Consider the following 15,657-nt stretch of genomic DNA (forward strand, 5'->3'; position numbering starts at 1 on the left):
TTGATGTAAACAGTAAAATTTTTTAATAAGGAAATGAAATGCATGCTGTAAGAGGTGAGCGAAAGGGGATAGTTTATCTACATTGGTTAAATGCAATAACTACATTCAGTTTTGCTATTTTATTTTCATCATTATCTCTATATTTAACAAAGAACATTGGCTTAACTCAAATGCAATCCAATGGGGTCGTAGGATTTTTTCTAGCATCAAATTTTATTTTACATTTTGTAGCGGGCTACATTGGGGATAGATTTTTAAGTAATCGATTACTATTTGCCATTTCAACACTCATACAAACCCTAGGTCTAATAGTGCTTAATTTTTCTGATTCTTTTGTGTATTTAGGGTTAAGCTTATTTCTCATAGGGTGTGGATTAGGATCTACATGTATTAACTGCCTTATTACTCAACAATTTACTAGTCACGAAAATGAATTGAGAGAAAGAGCATTTTTTCATAATTACAGTGCGATGAATATAGGGTTCCTCTCGGGTTATGTCATGAGCGGGTTTATTGATATTCACGATAGATACGATCATTTATTTGAAGTAAGTAATTTGATTAATTTAATTACAGTGTTTTTCATTATTAAATCTTGGAGATATTTTGCAAAAAATAAAGTAAATACCAGGGAGGAGATAAAGAGGGATAGACTTGGATTGATATTAATCATACTTATTATACCTATCCTTTTAGCAGGATTTTATTATTCTTGGTTAGCAAATGGTCTCATACTCTTTATTGGTGCTGCGGCTTTATTCTATATCACATTACTTGGACGTAGTTTAAGTACGCCTAATGCTCGAAAAAAAATTTATTCTTTTGTATTTCTAACTGGAAGTTCAATTGTATTTTGGATGCTTTATTTTGTTGGACCGATGGGCGTTACTCAATTTTTGAAGTATAACGTGAATATCTACATAGGCTCTTATTATATTCCTCCACAATGGTTAATGAATTTAAACTCCATCTTTGTAATTATTGGCTCACCTATAGTAATCACACTATTTGATAGACTAAGAAAGAAACACATCATCATTTCGATATCAAAACAATTTATGTGTTCCTTATTGTTTATTGCATTGTCGTTTTTAACATTAACTGTTGGCATAGTAAATTGTGGTGCTGATGGATTAACTACCATGGTTTGGATTGTTGTGCATTATCTTCTTCAAGCAGTAGGGGAGTTGCTTATTGCTCCTGTTGGTTACGCGATGATAGGAAGTCTTGCACCAGAAAAATTACAAGGACTTATGATGGGGATATGGATGATGTCTTCAGGAATAGCAGCTACATTATCGAATTATTTTTCTAATTTAATGACTCAATCTGAATCATTGAATCCTCTGATTAGTAATGAACACTATATGAGCGCATTTACCCAGCTAGGTCTTTATGCCATTGTTGGTGCATTTATCCTTTGGTTTTGTTCTAAAACGATTGAGAACAGTATACAAAAAACTTCGGTCGAAGCGATCGAAGGAATAACATAATCTATCGTAACGATAATTCAGCCTATAATTTGGATAGTTTCGTTTCTTCTTGAGCTTGTTAAAGCCTAAATAATAAATCGAATTATTCATAATACGCCCATGTGAAAAAATGTTATCTAATTAACCCTGATGTGGCCAGCATATAAATTAACTGAGGCGTAGTTTTACAATTAAAACTTGTTTTTAAGTCACTGAGTCGATAAAGAATGTACCTTTTTGACTTTTTTGTATCTTCGGCAATGTCATTCACATGGCAGCCGTTGACTATCATTTTTAAAATTTGATTATCCACATGATCGATTGTCATTTAAAACTCCGTTTTTATTTAAAATGCATTCCATGTGACATAATTTATAACCTGAAATGCAATAATGCAATAAAAATAATTATTTTTACCAATAAATTTTATTACATGAAAGACACTTTTATTGAATACACCTATTTTCTCTTGTATGATTCAGTTAAATAATAGGATTTTATATAGATGCCATATGAGTGAATTATCGTGGGATAAGGTAAAAACGGACATAGCTCGGATTAACAAGCGCCTCTATGAAGTATTAGAAACCATAGACGGTATTCAAAATATGCTTTTTACTGTGCTTGAATATCAGTATGGGCAAACCATCGCAGATGAGCACCATTTTTATTTACCTAATACTGGTGGGAAGTTGCCTTCAGTTCCTTTTTCAATGGTTTTAGAAAAAAATCTTGAAATGTTTATTGAATTTAAAGGGAAGTCGAGTACACACCAAGTCTATAGAGAGGGCGATTTTTTAAGTGTTAGTTCACTTTATAATGCTTCAAATACTCATCATCCCACAGATATATTGCAAATATCGTCAGGCGCAAGGAATATATTCTTATTATGTCCTGTGGCAGATGCAAGGCCTCATGCTAATTTAGAAAAATATTTTAAGGCAGATATTCCTGTTCCAGATGATCTTGGAAATCATTATTTAACCTTTAAGAGCTTATGTGACGCAGCTAATTGTAACTGGCGTTCAAGATTATTAGTATTTCCCTCTGAAATTGTAACTTTAATTAAAGAAAATAAATTACCTACTCTTTTGAGTTTAGTCATGGAGTTCGATTCTAATCAGACAGGGTATTATGCAAACTTGCCTTTTTATAATTATCTAATGGCCTATGTCCGAGCCAATAATCCTGAAATATCCCAAAATGAATTTACTAATAATGCGATTAGTCAATTGATTACTATAGGAACCGGCCAAGTTCCTGGCTACGGTTTGGCTGTTGGTGATGATTTGCTGCCCTTAGATTTTATTGTTGAGGTATATCGCGATATATATAAATCCAAATACACTCCTTTTGTTATGGAGCCTGTTCATTTTGATAAAAATAAAAACAATCCTGTTTTTTATTCAATACTCAAAGAAGAGATGGCCTTTAAACCTACATCATTTTCGAATAAACCACAACGCTGTGAATTAATATACGATACTTACTTACAATATGCGGATCATATAAATAAATTGGGTCATTTCAAGAGTACGCCATTTTTTGAAAGTGCAACAAATCTGGATTTAACGCTTTTTCATGAAAAGAATAACCAAGTGACTAATAACCTATTTAAGTTACCTCGAGAGACAATTTTTTCTTACGACCCTCGGTTTTTAGAAGTAACAAATAAACTTGGTTATTCAGTTGATCAGTTTCCTTCAAAAACAACATTTTTAGTCGGATGTTTTGGTATTAAATATAATGAAAATAAAAACACTCTTATGCATTGATCCTCTTCAGGATTATGAATTAATTGATTGTGATCTGCTACTGCAATTAGGGATTGTTCCTCTTTTTTTAATTAATGATGTATCTAAATCGGTTAAAGATAGGAAAAATGTATTAGTAACCTCATTTTCTTTTGAAGAGCTATTTGCTATTTGTGATTCGATTAGTCCAGATTATATTGTTTGTTTTTCGGAAGATATGTTTGTTGATATAGCAAGAATCAGAGAAAATCTAAATATTGCAGGTATGAGTTTCAATACATCGATGCTATTAAGTCATAAAGATCTCATGTATCAAAAATTGGATGGTTTATTTTCATATCCTAAAACAACTACATTGATTGAATCTCCAAACTTAAAATTAATCAAAGAAAAGGTAGGTGTTCAGGAGGTTTTTGTTAAACCTATTAATTCCTCTGGGTCCTATGAGACATATCATATTAAAACCGAAGAGGAGTTTTGTAATTTTTTAACAAATAAGAAAGAGAGTGCTGAAAATTATATCGCTCAAGCTTATGTAGCAAATGATTTATATCATTCAGAATTGGCAGTATTTGAAGGGAATATATTATTTGTTGAAGCCAGAAAATATACTAGCCCAAATCATTTAATGGTTAGTAAAAATTTACCTATATTTAGCTTGAATATTTTGAATGCACACCAACGACAATCAATTATCGATGCTTCAATTAAAGTGTGCCAATTATTAGAATTCAATAATGGGGTACTTCATACTGAGTTTTTCATGAATGAGGATGGCCACATTCAATTTATCGAAACTAATGCAAGACCTCCAGGTATTGGTTTAAATAAGTTGTACCAGAGGAAATATTCCATAAGTCTTGAAACAATTTTATGTTGTATTGTTTGTGGAGTTGAGCCTCCTGGCTTCGTAGAGAATAAAAGCCATTTTGTTTGCGGTTATTTTCCTAGAAAGAAAGGGATTATAAAAAAAATTAACAAACCTCAACTTTCTGTACAAAATGAATGGACACTTTTTGCCAGGCCTGATGATACAAGCGAACAAATGGTGCACATGTCTAAGTCAGCGATGGTTCTTTGTTGGGATGACTCTATTATTGAAATAAACAAAACAGGATGTTTTCTTGCTGAACAAGATATCGTAGAAGTATATTGATTTCAAAAATGAATTATAGCCTCATTTTGGCGGCTGATGAGTTTTTAGTGAGGTCTTTAAACAGTTGTTCGTTCATATTTTCATCACAATTGTTAAATATAAATAAATTATATATGTCGTTTATATAAAAATCTACAGGTTATAAGAATGTATGAATATCAATTAATAGAGTTTAATTCAGATAGAAAAAAAATCCAATTAGTTTCCAATAAATCCAATTTACAACAATTATTAACAGAATTTTATAAAGAGAATTTTGAAAAGATGTTTGATGAAGGGGGTTGTTCGAAGGGATACATTTCGGTATTTGTTAACTCAGAGCAGATATCATCCATCAAAGATATTACTCTTAATCCTAATGATGAGATCTGTATTGTTACCTCTATTTCAGGGGGGTAGGAGAGTGGATAGATACAAACGCCAAATTTCCGTTATTGGTGAGCAAGGTCAAAAACTAATAAATAATGCAGCAATTATGATCATTGGGCTTGGCGGAATAGGGAGTCCCGTTGCTCAATATCTTGCCGCAGCTGGAGTTGGGAAGTTAATTCTTGTCGATGATGATAAAGTGGATCTTTCTAATTTGCATAGACAAATTTTATTTAATGAAGCCCATATTGGGTGTTACAAAGCCGAAAAAGCGAAGGATGTCTTAAGTAATGTTAATGAAAATGTGGTTATAGAGACACACACTAAAAAATTTGATGTAGATTTTGGTTATTCTTCAGTATCAGATGTTGATCTGATCATTGATGGTACAGATAATTTTGAAACGAGATACCTGATTAACGATATCTGCGTTTTAAAGAATAAAGTATTTATAAGCTGTAGTATTTTGGTCAATATAATCCAGCTTGTTTTATTTGATACAAAGCAGCTTTGTTATCGTTGTCTATACCCCAATCCACCACCTATAGGTGTAGTTCCTAATTGTTCTGAAGCAGGTGTGTTAGGCACGGTGACAGGAATAGCTGGAACCATGGCTGCTAATCTTGCTTTAAATTATTTACTTAAGATAGAGAATGAGAAAGTACCACAGATGCGAATAGTTGATGCAAAAAACTTCAATATCTCTTCCATGCCCATAAAGCAAAATAATAACTGTTTTGCATGTAAACAAAGAAAAATCAGCTTAAGGTATCTGCAAAATCAATGCGCTGATTATGCAATTACACTGGACCAGCTTGATAGAACCAAACATTTTCTGGTTGATATAAGACAAAAAGAAGAACGAAAGCTTGCTAAATTAGATGATGATTTATTTTTTCCTATTAAAGAGAATACTGATTATTCGTTTTTCCTATCTTATGAAGATAAAAAGTTGGTATTCTATTGTGCATCAGGGTATCGAAGTAAATTATTTGTATCAGAACTTAGAACCTTAGGCGTTGATGCCTATTATCTTAATGAAAGGCTTTCTAAATGATTTTTGAGTATACAGATACGTCTTTAAGAGTTCGCAATTACGGCGAAACACTAAGCATATTGACTCCTTTCAAAAAGCTGGCGGGCATTACACGATTAGCTGATTTAACCCATTTAGATTATGCGGCGCTTCCTGTCTACACTGCAATAAGGCCTAGAGCAAAATCGATAACCACGAGTCAGGGAAAAGGATTAACAAAAGTAGCGGCTCAGTGCTCAGCATTGATGGAGTCTATTGAAGTATATTTTGCTGAAGAATTAGTCCCACAAGTAACTAATAAGTCAGAGCTTGAGTTAGTTCAACGTAAAGCTATTTTTTTACCAATAAATCATCTTTCAAAGTCTGTACATTTTAGTGATTCATCACGCCCAATGAATTGGGTACAAACTGAATTAGTATTTGCAGAAAAGACCATTCTCGTGCCTTTTGCTGAGTATTCACTAAATTCTTATTTGCCAGAAGTATTGATTTACTCTCCTGATACAACTGGACTTGCGGGGGGAAATAATTATAAAGAGGCTCTTTTACACGGAATTCTAGAGGTAATAGAACGACAAAATGCACAGCAGATATTTGAGGTTGCTTTAGTTAATCTCAAGATATTAAAAAATATAATAAAAAAATTTGATTGTCATATTTACTTTCATGAAAATACCTATGAAATTCCTTCGTTTGAGGTATTGATTAAATCAAAAAATCCTTTTGAAAATCAAATACTATTTAAAGGCGCTGGATGTCATCTCAATAAACAAATAGCTTTAAATCGTGCACTGACTGAGGCCATTCAATCGAGAGTAACTACAATAGCAGGCTCGCGCGATGACTTGACTCATACTAAGTATGATTTTAAAACTAATGAGTTTCCTGTTGTCATAGATAAAAAGGGGTTTGCTGAGTTGCCCAATTATTCGGTAGAGACGATAGAGGATGCCCTTTCGGTTCTGTTTGAAAAGATTAAGAGGAAGAATCAGGATATTTTAGTTTATAAATACTATGACAAAGAAATATGCATTTTAAAAGTAAAACTAGTTTCTATGGATTTGATAAGTCATGCATGAAACAGTCGTTTTTTTAGAAACTTCCTTAGCCTATCAAGAGGCGATGCATCTACTTCCCCACGCGACGTATTTATCTTCAATCAAAAAAGGAGATGTGCTTAAAGCAATAAAAGCAGGGTATAAACGGATAGTTATCATCGATGGAAATTTTTCCTGGGTTCCTTCTGTGTGGCATAAAGAAATATTAACAGCATTAGACTACGGTATTGAGGTTTGGGGAGCGGCTTCAATGGGTGCTTTGAGAGCCGCGGAGCTGGATTCTTTTGGTATGAGGGGGCATGGACGAATATATGAGATGTATAAAAATGAAGAAATAGATGGTGACGATGAAGTAGCTATTGCTTATTCTAAATTCAATAACTTGCAAACTATTCCTTTAATCAATATCCGTTTAACGCTTGAACTACTAAATATTACTAATAAAAAAGAGGTTTTAAATTCGTTACGCTCCATTTTTTATGCTGAAAGAACATGGGAGAAAGTTGCTCAGCACGTGCCAGTTGGGCTTTATGACTTGATTAAGTCAAATTATATGGATGTAAAAAAGGAAGATGCAAAGTCATTATTGTTTTTTTTAAGTCAACAAAACACTCCTTCTTTGGTCTTTGATTTGGATACAAAAAAAAGAGAATTTACTCTTTTTGAAAAAAAATTAATTGAATGTACTTTATCACCTATTTGGGAGAATCTTGCCCATGGTGAGCAAGCAGTGGGTGAGGTGGAGCAACAGCGGGCTGAAAATATTCTTAAATTACTCTCAATTTCAGAAACAAAAAAGAATACGCTCCATTATCAACACTTACTATCTCTTCTTGATGAGCAAACGTACACAATCACAGAGTATGAACTTATATATCAGGTTGAACAATTTAGAGAGGAGTATAATTTGCTAAAAGGAGAGGATTTTTTTAATTGGTTAAAAGACCGGGAGCTGCATGATTCTAACCTGGAACAGGTCTTTACCGATTATGTAAAACTTACTAAACACTTACTGATTAACTACGATTTTAATAGATATTTTAATTAATCGATTCATCCTAAAAAAATATTTTCACTTTTTTCTTATCTTTGCACCTAGGTGAATGCACCTGATCTTAAATGATGATTTAATAGCATTATCGCTCATCAGAATAAACCATGATGAATGTAGAACAAGAGGTATTTGATATTTAGAAAGCTGTATTTTGTGTTTGCAAAAAGCAGCTATAGAAATTGGTGGCTTTGAATTTGATAAACATATGCAAGCAGCAGCTTTCGCCTAATCACTATTAAAACGGGAACTATTGCCATGACCTTTAGAACAATTTCATCACTTAATAATAACCCAAGAAGAGGACAATGAGATTCATTTTTATTTATAGTCAATTTGCCGAACCTAAACTAACTTGGATGATTTGTGAATAATCTCAAAGAGATACAAGAAAACCGTAAAGTGTTTTTTCTTTTAAAAGAGGAGCAACTGGTGCAGCAATTAATAATTAAAAGCTTGTTAAAAGAACATTATATGATTGAGGAATTAGCCCAAATTATAGGGAGCCAAGTTGCAACAATACTTAGTGTCCAAAAAGGGAAATCTAAGCTTGAGCAGCACACTTTAAACAACTTAATTCATTTATTTTATCAAGTGAATAATTAAGCAATCTCATACTTATTCAAAGCAGGAGGATAAAGAACTTAGAGAAAAATACAGTTTTACAAAAATAATAATTAAAAGGAGAAATAAAATGAAACAAAAATTAATTGAGAAAATCCTACACAAAAAAATGGCGGCATTTGAAATGACTAAATGTGTTCAATGTACCAGAAAATGCCATCCTTGTATCGGTTGCGCTTAATTATAAGGATTTAAAATGGTACCAGTTCTTAAGCATTTACTTAGTTATCGTAATAAGAATGTATTAGAACGCTATACAATGGATTATCCGAATAACCGCTTAACTTCTGAAGAAGCTTTTCAGGAGTTAATGAAGTTTTTTTGGTTGTCCTTAAAGCACAAAGCTGAAAAGCTTTGTGCGCCAACCAATACTGAATTGGATTTTATTTGCGGCATACATTCCGAGATGAAAGAAATTGATGATATGTGGCATACATTTTTATTATTTACAAAAGACTACGCTGCATTTTGTAAGAATTATCTAGATATTTTTTTTCATCATTCCCCAACCACTAATGAACAAAAATTAGAGGTTAATAAACAAGATTTTGCAAACGATTTTTCTAAATTCTTATCCTTTACCTATGATTATCTGGGCGAGGAAACAGTGCAAAAATGGTTTGGAGTATTGGCAGAATAATATGGATATACAATTAAATACAATAAAGCAATCCAAACGAATTTATATACTTTCTTTACAACAAGAGCTCATCGATAAATATCTTGGCGCAGTAAAAAATATTTCTCTATCCGATATAGACTATATTCCCTATTTTCGTTTTTTAATGGCTAAGGAGTTTGAATTACTTTTTCATCTTCAAGCGATGCTTCTTAATATCTTAAAAGATTATGAGCATGGCGGTATTATGATTCATTGTGGCGATTTAAGCGAATCAAACTATATCAAAATGTCCATTGCAGTCTCTTATCTTTTAGGTCATCCGGATATAGACCCTCTTTCTGGTAAGCATTACGCGATTTTCACTGTAAAGCATACAGATAATCAAGTTCCTAATTTGTTCCGGCCCTATGAGCAATTTAAAATGCATACTGATGGTGCTTATATGAATAAAGTACCTGATTGGATATTTTTTATGAAAATGGATGAAATTGCGGCAGCGGGAGGACGAACTCGATTATTACATATTGCTGACTGGGAGGAATACGAACAATTTTATAAGATGATGGATAAAAAAGTGTTTAGATTTTTTTCTACTCCAAGTTCATCTAAAAGTAGTTCTAGGTATCAATGTGGTAATGAAGATAGCATCTATGCCATGTTTTTAGAAACCAAAGATAAAGAGAAATCAATACGGTTTGTTGATCGATTTGTTTATCCCCACAATATAGAGGAGGCGGAGCAAATTTATCAAATACAACACTCTTTAGAAGCCTCAAACCATATCCTAGAAATTGATATTCCTATTGGTAGTATTTTACTAATTAACAACCGTTTTTGGTTGCATGGTCGAATGGAGTTTCAAAAAAATAGCGCTTTATCCAGAACGCTAATGCGGCAACGAGGCAGCTTTCATGCCAATGACGCAACCTTATATTGATTCTCCCTTATTAGGATAATAGATGCACCATAAAGACGAACTTAATTTTAAAGCGACTGGCACCATAACGATGGCCGTACTGTGCAGTAGGATTTTAGGTGTCATTCGTGAAGTGTTATTAAATGATCTTTTTGGTGCTGGTTTAATGGGTATATTTTTAGTTGCTTTTCGTGTCCCTAATTTGCTTCGAGATCTCTTTGCTGAAGGGGTTTTGTCTATTTCATTTATTACTGTTTTTTCAAAAACCATAGAAAAGAAAGGGGAACAAGCTGCTTGGCAGCTTGCCTCTAAGATATTTACTTTAACCTCTGTGATAATGGGACTAATTAGTTTATTAGGAATTGTATACGCAAAAAATATTATTAGGGCTTTAACCCCGGGTTTTTCAGAAGAAAGTATCGTTACTACCATTTTTTTAACACAGATAATGTATCCCTTTATTTTTTTTATCAGTCTGTCTGCGCTAATAATGGGCCTGTTAAATGTAAAGAATATTTTTGGTATTCCCGCATTAGCTTCTAGTTTTTTTAATATAGGCTCCATTATTGGAGGTGCTTTGATAGGATGGATCATTGATTCTCATTTTGGTATACCTGCCCTTGCTGGGCTTGCCATAGGGACATTATTAGGTGGCGCATTACAATTATTAGTACAACTTCCTAGTTTATGGGGTATAGGTTATCGCTTTAAGCCCGATTTTCGGTGGAATGATACGGAAGTACGACAGGTATGCGCTTTAACGATCCCAGGCATTATAGCCGCAAGTGCTGTTCAAATTAATGTTTGCATTAGCTCTATGTTCTCGTCTTATCTTGGCGCAGAAGCAGTGACTTGGTTAAATAGTGCCTTTCGTTTAGTGCAATTTCCCATTGGCATTTTTGGAGTCGCGGTTTCTACGATTACCTTACCTATACTTTCTCGTATTGCGGTAAGAAACGATGATAATCTCCTAGGCGATACATTAAGTAAGGCCTTAAGATTCGTTGTCTTTCTTACTATGCCCGTTGTTCTATTCTTCTTTATTTTTGCTCAGCCTCTTGTGAGCCTTATTTATGAGCATGGCAAATTTACTCCCCAAGACTCAATTCAAACTGCCCTTGCTTTACAAGCTTATGCTATAGGACTTATTGCTTATTCATGCATTAAGGTGCTTGCTCCGGCATTTTATGCGATTAATAAAAAATGGGTGCCTATGATGGTAAGTTTTACTGCTGTTCTTCTGAATAGTTCTTTAAACTATTTATTTATTTTTAAATTAGGAATGGGGCATAAAAGCTTAGCACTTGCTACCGCTCTTTCTGCTCTAGTAAATGGTGCAATTTTATTCTGTCTTTTTGCACGTTTATATAATATACAATTTAAACTATTTATTAGTAATCTCATTTACAGTGGAATTGCCTCAACTATAGTGACTGGTCTCGGTTTAATTATTTTAACTCATGGGGTGGGGCTAATTTACAGTCCGATATTTTATATTAGAGTAATTTCCCTCCTTAGTAGTTTTATCATTTTAGGAAGCATCTATTTGTCTATAAGTTTATTTTTCAAATTGGAAGGAGCTCTTATTATCTATGATGCAGTATCACAACAAATAAGACGATACTTAAAGGGATTTCGACCAGCGAGTCCTGAAGATAGAGCCATCAACAACTGATTATCGGTTGAAATTTGAAGCTGAAGAGCATTTAGATCTTCGGCCGGGATCCTGGTAAAAAAGGGTCATGTTCAATTTTAATCTTTATAAATGCTAAACTCTAATAGCATTGTTTTTCGTGACCACGTCAATGTTACGTGGTCGCATTTCTAGATTTTCATTAGATGCCTTGGTCAATATTGCTGCTGCTATTGGACAACGTGTTCATATTGAATTAGAAGCTGCATAATACATATAAATTAAGGTGCTGATAACCGGTACCATTTGCAGACAATTTCAGCCTATGAAAGACAACTTCACGTATTTTAGTGAAGATGTGATAACCCAAAGCTCATGTGGTTTTTCATGGTCTTTGATGGTTTTTCGTGATTCCCGCTCAAATGTATGGTAAAGGGTTCGATTCCTGCTATCACTAACATTCCAATATAGTCAGCTCCATTCCAAAAATCCTTGTAAAAACTTGAGGTTATCTTTATTATCGGTCGCCTGTTGCTCTGTGTATATCGGGCTTTATAGCTCTTAATATCAGGTGAGTTTTGTTCGATATCATTGAACCTGTCTAAAATCTAGCTGGATGTGGATTTAAAAAAGGAGTTTATGAATGCACAATAAAATACTTCAGTTAGTCAACTCTGATCAGCAAGAAAAATCTATCTCCAGAAAACTGATTAAATGGCATCTTAAAGATCCTACTTTATTTAATTTGACCTTTGAGTGTAAGCGTTCTCTTTTTTATGTCTTAGTTAGGAAAAATAAAGTCGTTGTCATTGAAGAGTTGTTAAAAATTGATAAATTCATAACTCTTGCAATGAAAGCCGATAGGAACCATGATTCCATTTTACACTATTCGATAAGAAAGCCTAAAAATAATCGCCTCTCTTTTTTGTTTATTGACCGTTTGCCGGACTTATTAAATCTACGCAACTCTTTAGGCAATACTCCTTTACATGAAGCTGTAATCAATGAAAATATTGAGGTTATTTATACCCTCGCCAAGCATCCAAATATTAAAATTCAAATGAATTACATGTTAAAAACCCCATTTGACTTGATTTATCATAATGATGAAAAAGTAAAACATGCACTATGTAGTGAAGAGATTAACCGTATCATGGCTTTGGATTTATCACACACTTTACTTTCCGATCTTTCAAGAGGGGTTGGGAAATCATTTCCTAGATTAACATCACAAAATCCATCAAGCTGTCATTTAACATCTGAAAAAGCCACTACTCACTTGGAGCTTTCTGACGCACCATTAACCACGAGTTCAAAAAGAAAAGAGACAAAACAAAAAAGCAGCTTTAGCAAGAAAAAAATAAGAAAAAATTAAGTGAAATTTTTGAACAATTAGTCATGGCATACGAACAAAATCGTTATTCACTTGAGTATCAAGAACTAAAAAATCAATTTTGCATGCTTTGCCTGAAAACAAGGAGTGTTAATGTTCAAAATCTATATAATTCAATAAGGAGCGCGTCAAATAATAAGGCAATTCTACGTGATATTTTGAATCAGTTATATCCAATAATGCATGGAAAATTGGCTAAAAATCTTGAAAAAAAAATGAAGGTGAAGGAAGCAATACTTGTCTTAATCATTTCTGAAATTTATAAATCCTCCTTTCAAAGTAATTCCATCGACTTTACGCCGATAAAAGAGATGAATCAGGATCTGTTAGAAATCATTAGGCTAATCCTTACGCCTCAGGAAATGGCTTATGGGGTTCATCAATATGACCTAATAAAAATCTCGCATCAAGTCATTGGACTCCAAAGTAAAATTCTATTTGAAGAATTTATAATTTGTTTAAGGAATTTATATCAATCCTTAAATGTAAATCAAAAATTTGTTGCAAATTATATTGTCTTTCAATTGCTAAGTTATTATGCCGTCTCTAATAAATACCAACCCAATGCAAATTTAGATTCAGAGCTTAAATTATTTTTTAAATGCAACACGGATAAAAAATTTGGATTAGGGCTAGTTGGTGAAAATTTAAATAAGTTAATCGATCAATTTATTCATTATCATAACTATCATTGGATAAAAAATTATTGTCACTTGGATTGTTATTATGCCGAGATAAATTACCACTCAGGTACGGAATCATTTGACCAATTAGTAGAACATGCTCTAGCCAAAAAAGCATCAGATCGTAAGCAAGAAATTGAGATAATTGCTCATGAACTTAAAATGTTAACCATAGAATTTTATAAAACAGTTCCCTTGGGTGAATTTCATAATGGTAGTCGGTCATCAAAAAAAGAGGAGCATTTAACTCCTGCTATTACTAAATTTGCTGGTTATTTTAATCGCCTTAATAATTATTTTCTTACAAAAATTATTACCCAACCACCAAGCAATATTGTAAATGCCATACAATTTCTTATTCAGTTGGCCAAATCAGTTTGTTCTTTAGACACGAATAATTTGCCTGATTTAAACAGCCTAATGCTCATTTCAAGCATATTAAATGGAAGCATCATGAATCGATTAAGCAATTATTTTTCTATGTTAACAGAACAAGAAAAAGATACGATTCGAGAAATTAATGACATCATCGCGCCCGATAAAAATTACAAAACCATGCGCAGCATACTATCTCGTCGAGAGGCTTTGCCTTTTTTAGGACTCATTCTTAGTGATCTTACCTTTGCTATGGAAAACGAAACCCAACTCTTCCAAATAGAAACTGTTGGAGAAACACTGACTAAATTAGCCCAAATCAAGTGGTTGGTTAATTTTGAAGTTGTTCAATATCAAACACATTTGCTTCAGTTTTTGGATAATTACCAGCCTTCTGATGAAGATATGCTGTATTATAAATCACTTAGGCTTCAGCCTAGAAAATCTGACATTCTTAGTTTGGATGATTTCTTAGAAGACCCAGCCAAGGTATTTACAACCCTCGATGAGCAATATTTTAACAATAACCTTATTCCTAATATTGTCTACCGTGGGGAGTTACATCCAATCAGCTAATGTGGGATCCAGTTAACCGCTTGGTTTTATGATAAATTATGTTCATTTGATCATAAAACCCGGGATATCAATGCGTTAGAGTCCCTTCTGAAGTCGCTGGAGAATGCATTAAAATCGTTTATCAAGATTTACAATCAATTTTATTATCCCATCTACCAATCCGAACAAATCAATCAATATTATATACTTTTAAAATTGTCTCAACTTAAGGCCGAGTTTGAAAAAATATCCTCTATAGATCCAAGGACTAGCCAAAATTTAACTCGCCCAAAAATAAAGAGATGGTTCATGAGTAAGGAAGCATCTATTCCAAGCCAAATATAAGACGATCCGGATCGTCTTAATGGCCCTCAAGAAGCTGATGAAGGCATTAAGATACGTGGCGGATCAACGATTTTGTCACCCAAAAATAAATCGTCACGTGTTAGATTTTATTCTAGTCCTGTAATAGATGCAGAAAAACCCGCAATGAGGTTTTTCAGTTCTTTGTCAACTGATCCGATTCCTTCCAAAAATTCACCCATAATACCTTCAAGGGCCCAAAGATTCTCACTCCCCATAGAGTTATCCGACTCTAACCAAACGAATGACAATTCAGTAAATCTTAAAGAATCTGATGAGCTTGCCAAGAGCACAGAGACGGTTGGTCGATCAAAAATTTCACCTCGGAGAAAAAAGTCGCTAAGTTATGGATTTTATTCTAATCCTGTACAAAGCAAGGTAACAGATAGTACGAAGGATTTAAATGTTAATAATCCAAGCAACACCCCTAAAGTTTTTTTACACAGTAGTTGATCTTTGGCTATGAGTAGAACTTTAAGTTTACTTCGAATGATCCTTCTCTCCTGAGGGCAATGAATAAATTGTAGTGATTATTAAAAATGGTTGGAAACAAGTTGAGACTGCTCAACATGGTCGCAGCTAAAGGTCTAGTGGTCT

16 protein-coding genes are annotated in these 15,657 nt (G+C 33.4%); 14 read left to right on the top strand and 2 right to left on the bottom strand.

Annotation, left to right across the window (positions count from 1 at the left end):
* The first annotated feature begins 38 nt into the window (after window positions 1-38).
* Complete coding sequence (locus EL201_RS00770) at window positions 39-1,493, top strand: peptide MFS transporter (RefSeq protein ID WP_027223252.1); 1,455 nt, start codon at window positions 39-41, stop codon at window positions 1,491-1,493.
* A gap of 112 nt (window positions 1,494-1,605) precedes the next feature.
* On the opposite strand, the gene EL201_RS00775 is transcribed toward EL201_RS00770, so the two are convergent.
* A complete protein-coding gene (locus EL201_RS00775; protein ID WP_014843127.1) occupies window positions 1,606-1,800 on the bottom strand; it encodes a hypothetical protein in 195 nt (64 codons plus the stop codon).
* 184 nt (window positions 1,801-1,984) lie between these two features.
* Between EL201_RS00775 and EL201_RS00780 the strand changes: the two genes are divergently transcribed.
* The 13 genes from EL201_RS00780 to EL201_RS00840 all read left to right on the top strand — a co-directional run bounded on the left by EL201_RS00780 (window position 1,985) and on the right by EL201_RS00840 (window position 14,718).
* Window positions 1,985-3,247 carry a hypothetical protein gene (locus EL201_RS00780; protein WP_027223253.1) on the top strand — a complete coding sequence of 421 codons (1,263 nt, stop codon included), beginning with the start codon at window positions 1,985-1,987 and terminating at the stop codon, window positions 3,245-3,247.
* On the top strand, window positions 3,219-4,382 hold the full coding sequence (locus tag EL201_RS00785; RefSeq protein ID WP_027223254.1) for an ATP-grasp domain-containing protein: 1,164 nt from the start codon (window positions 3,219-3,221) through the stop codon (window positions 4,380-4,382). Before EL201_RS00780 ends, EL201_RS00785 begins: the two co-directional genes overlap by 29 nt.
* Before the next feature lie 147 nt (window positions 4,383-4,529).
* The gene (locus EL201_RS00790; RefSeq protein ID WP_027223255.1) at window positions 4,530-4,781 is read left to right on the top strand and encodes a MoaD/ThiS family protein; all 252 of its coding nucleotides are present in this window, start codon (window positions 4,530-4,532) and stop codon (window positions 4,779-4,781) included.
* Between the two features lie 4 nt (window positions 4,782-4,785).
* Window positions 4,786-5,808 (top strand): MoeB/ThiF family adenylyltransferase, encoded by a 1,023-nt coding sequence (locus EL201_RS00795; RefSeq protein ID WP_014843131.1) that lies wholly within the window; start codon window positions 4,786-4,788, stop codon window positions 5,806-5,808.
* Window positions 5,805-6,866 carry a YcaO-like family protein gene (locus tag EL201_RS00800; protein ID WP_027223256.1) on the top strand — a complete coding sequence of 354 codons (1,062 nt, stop codon included), beginning with the start codon at window positions 5,805-5,807 and terminating at the stop codon, window positions 6,864-6,866. The genes EL201_RS00795 and EL201_RS00800 overlap by 4 nt, the downstream gene beginning before the upstream one ends.
* Window positions 6,859-7,893 carry a TfuA-like protein gene (locus tag EL201_RS00805; protein WP_027223257.1) on the top strand — a complete coding sequence of 345 codons (1,035 nt, stop codon included), beginning with the start codon at window positions 6,859-6,861 and terminating at the stop codon, window positions 7,891-7,893. Before EL201_RS00800 ends, EL201_RS00805 begins: the two co-directional genes overlap by 8 nt.
* 369 nt (window positions 7,894-8,262) lie before the next feature.
* Window positions 8,263-8,502: a hypothetical protein gene (locus tag EL201_RS00810; protein WP_014843134.1), complete on the top strand. Its 240-nt coding sequence runs from the start codon at window positions 8,263-8,265 to the stop codon at window positions 8,500-8,502.
* A 214-nt stretch (window positions 8,503-8,716) separates the two neighbouring features.
* Window positions 8,717-9,160: a UCP032817 domain-containing protein gene (locus tag EL201_RS00815; protein ID WP_027223258.1), complete on the top strand. Its 444-nt coding sequence runs from the start codon at window positions 8,717-8,719 to the stop codon at window positions 9,158-9,160.
* A 1-nt stretch (window position 9,161) separates the two neighbouring features.
* Complete coding sequence (locus tag EL201_RS00820; protein ID WP_014843136.1) at window positions 9,162-10,079, top strand: carbon starvation induced protein CsiD; 918 nt, start codon at window positions 9,162-9,164, stop codon at window positions 10,077-10,079.
* Between the two features lie 22 nt (window positions 10,080-10,101).
* Complete coding sequence (gene murJ, locus EL201_RS00825) at window positions 10,102-11,733, top strand: murein biosynthesis integral membrane protein MurJ (RefSeq protein WP_027223259.1); 1,632 nt, start codon at window positions 10,102-10,104, stop codon at window positions 11,731-11,733.
* 118 nt (window positions 11,734-11,851) lie between these two features.
* A complete protein-coding gene (locus EL201_RS00830) occupies window positions 11,852-11,962 on the top strand; it encodes an XRE family transcriptional regulator (protein ID WP_197712597.1) in 111 nt (36 codons plus the stop codon).
* Between the two features lie 372 nt (window positions 11,963-12,334).
* Entirely contained in the window at window positions 12,335-13,066 is a 732-nt protein-coding gene (locus EL201_RS00835) for an ankyrin repeat domain-containing protein (protein WP_027223260.1), read from the top strand.
* 23 nt (window positions 13,067-13,089) lie between these two features.
* The gene (locus tag EL201_RS00840) at window positions 13,090-14,718 is read left to right on the top strand and encodes a RasGEF domain-containing protein (RefSeq protein WP_027223261.1); all 1,629 of its coding nucleotides are present in this window, start codon (window positions 13,090-13,092) and stop codon (window positions 14,716-14,718) included.
* Between the two features lie 431 nt (window positions 14,719-15,149).
* Here EL201_RS00840 and EL201_RS15910 read toward each other — a convergent pair whose 3' ends face one another.
* Window positions 15,150-15,278 (bottom strand): hypothetical protein, encoded by a 129-nt coding sequence (locus EL201_RS15910; RefSeq protein ID WP_256365506.1) that lies wholly within the window; start codon window positions 15,276-15,278, stop codon window positions 15,150-15,152.
* Window positions 15,279-15,657 lie beyond the last annotated feature (379 nt).

This window comes from Legionella pneumophila subsp. pascullei (assembly GCF_900637585.1).
Taxonomy (GTDB): Bacteria; Pseudomonadota; Gammaproteobacteria; order Legionellales; family Legionellaceae; genus Legionella; species Legionella pascullei.

Bases quoted from the DNA above. Each gene is read 5' to 3' on its own strand.
- EL201_RS00770 (WP_027223252.1), top strand. From the start codon at position 39: ATGCATGCTGTAAGAGGTGAGCGAAAGGGGATAGTTTATCTACATTGG.
- EL201_RS00775 (WP_014843127.1), bottom strand. From the start codon at position 1,800: ATGACAATCGATCATGTGGATAATCAAATTTTAAAAATGATAGTCAAC.
- EL201_RS00780 (WP_027223253.1), top strand. From the start codon at position 1,985: ATGAGTGAATTATCGTGGGATAAGGTAAAAACGGACATAGCTCGGATT.
- EL201_RS00785 (WP_027223254.1), top strand. From the start codon at position 3,219: ATGAAAATAAAAACACTCTTATGCATTGATCCTCTTCAGGATTATGAA.
- EL201_RS00790 (WP_027223255.1), top strand. From the start codon at position 4,530: ATGTATGAATATCAATTAATAGAGTTTAATTCAGATAGAAAAAAAATC.
- EL201_RS00800 (WP_027223256.1), top strand. From the start codon at position 5,805: ATGATTTTTGAGTATACAGATACGTCTTTAAGAGTTCGCAATTACGGC.
- EL201_RS00805 (WP_027223257.1), top strand. From the start codon at position 6,859: ATGCATGAAACAGTCGTTTTTTTAGAAACTTCCTTAGCCTATCAAGAG.
- EL201_RS00815 (WP_027223258.1), top strand. From the start codon at position 8,717: ATGGTACCAGTTCTTAAGCATTTACTTAGTTATCGTAATAAGAATGTA.
- EL201_RS00820 (WP_014843136.1), top strand. From the start codon at position 9,162: ATGGATATACAATTAAATACAATAAAGCAATCCAAACGAATTTATATA.
- murJ (WP_027223259.1), top strand. From the start codon at position 10,102: ATGCACCATAAAGACGAACTTAATTTTAAAGCGACTGGCACCATAACG.
- EL201_RS00835 (WP_027223260.1), top strand. From the start codon at position 12,335: ATGCACAATAAAATACTTCAGTTAGTCAACTCTGATCAGCAAGAAAAA.
- EL201_RS00840 (WP_027223261.1), top strand. From the start codon at position 13,090: ATGGCATACGAACAAAATCGTTATTCACTTGAGTATCAAGAACTAAAA.
- EL201_RS15910 (WP_256365506.1), bottom strand. From the start codon at position 15,278: ATGGGGAGTGAGAATCTTTGGGCCCTTGAAGGTATTATGGGTGAATTT.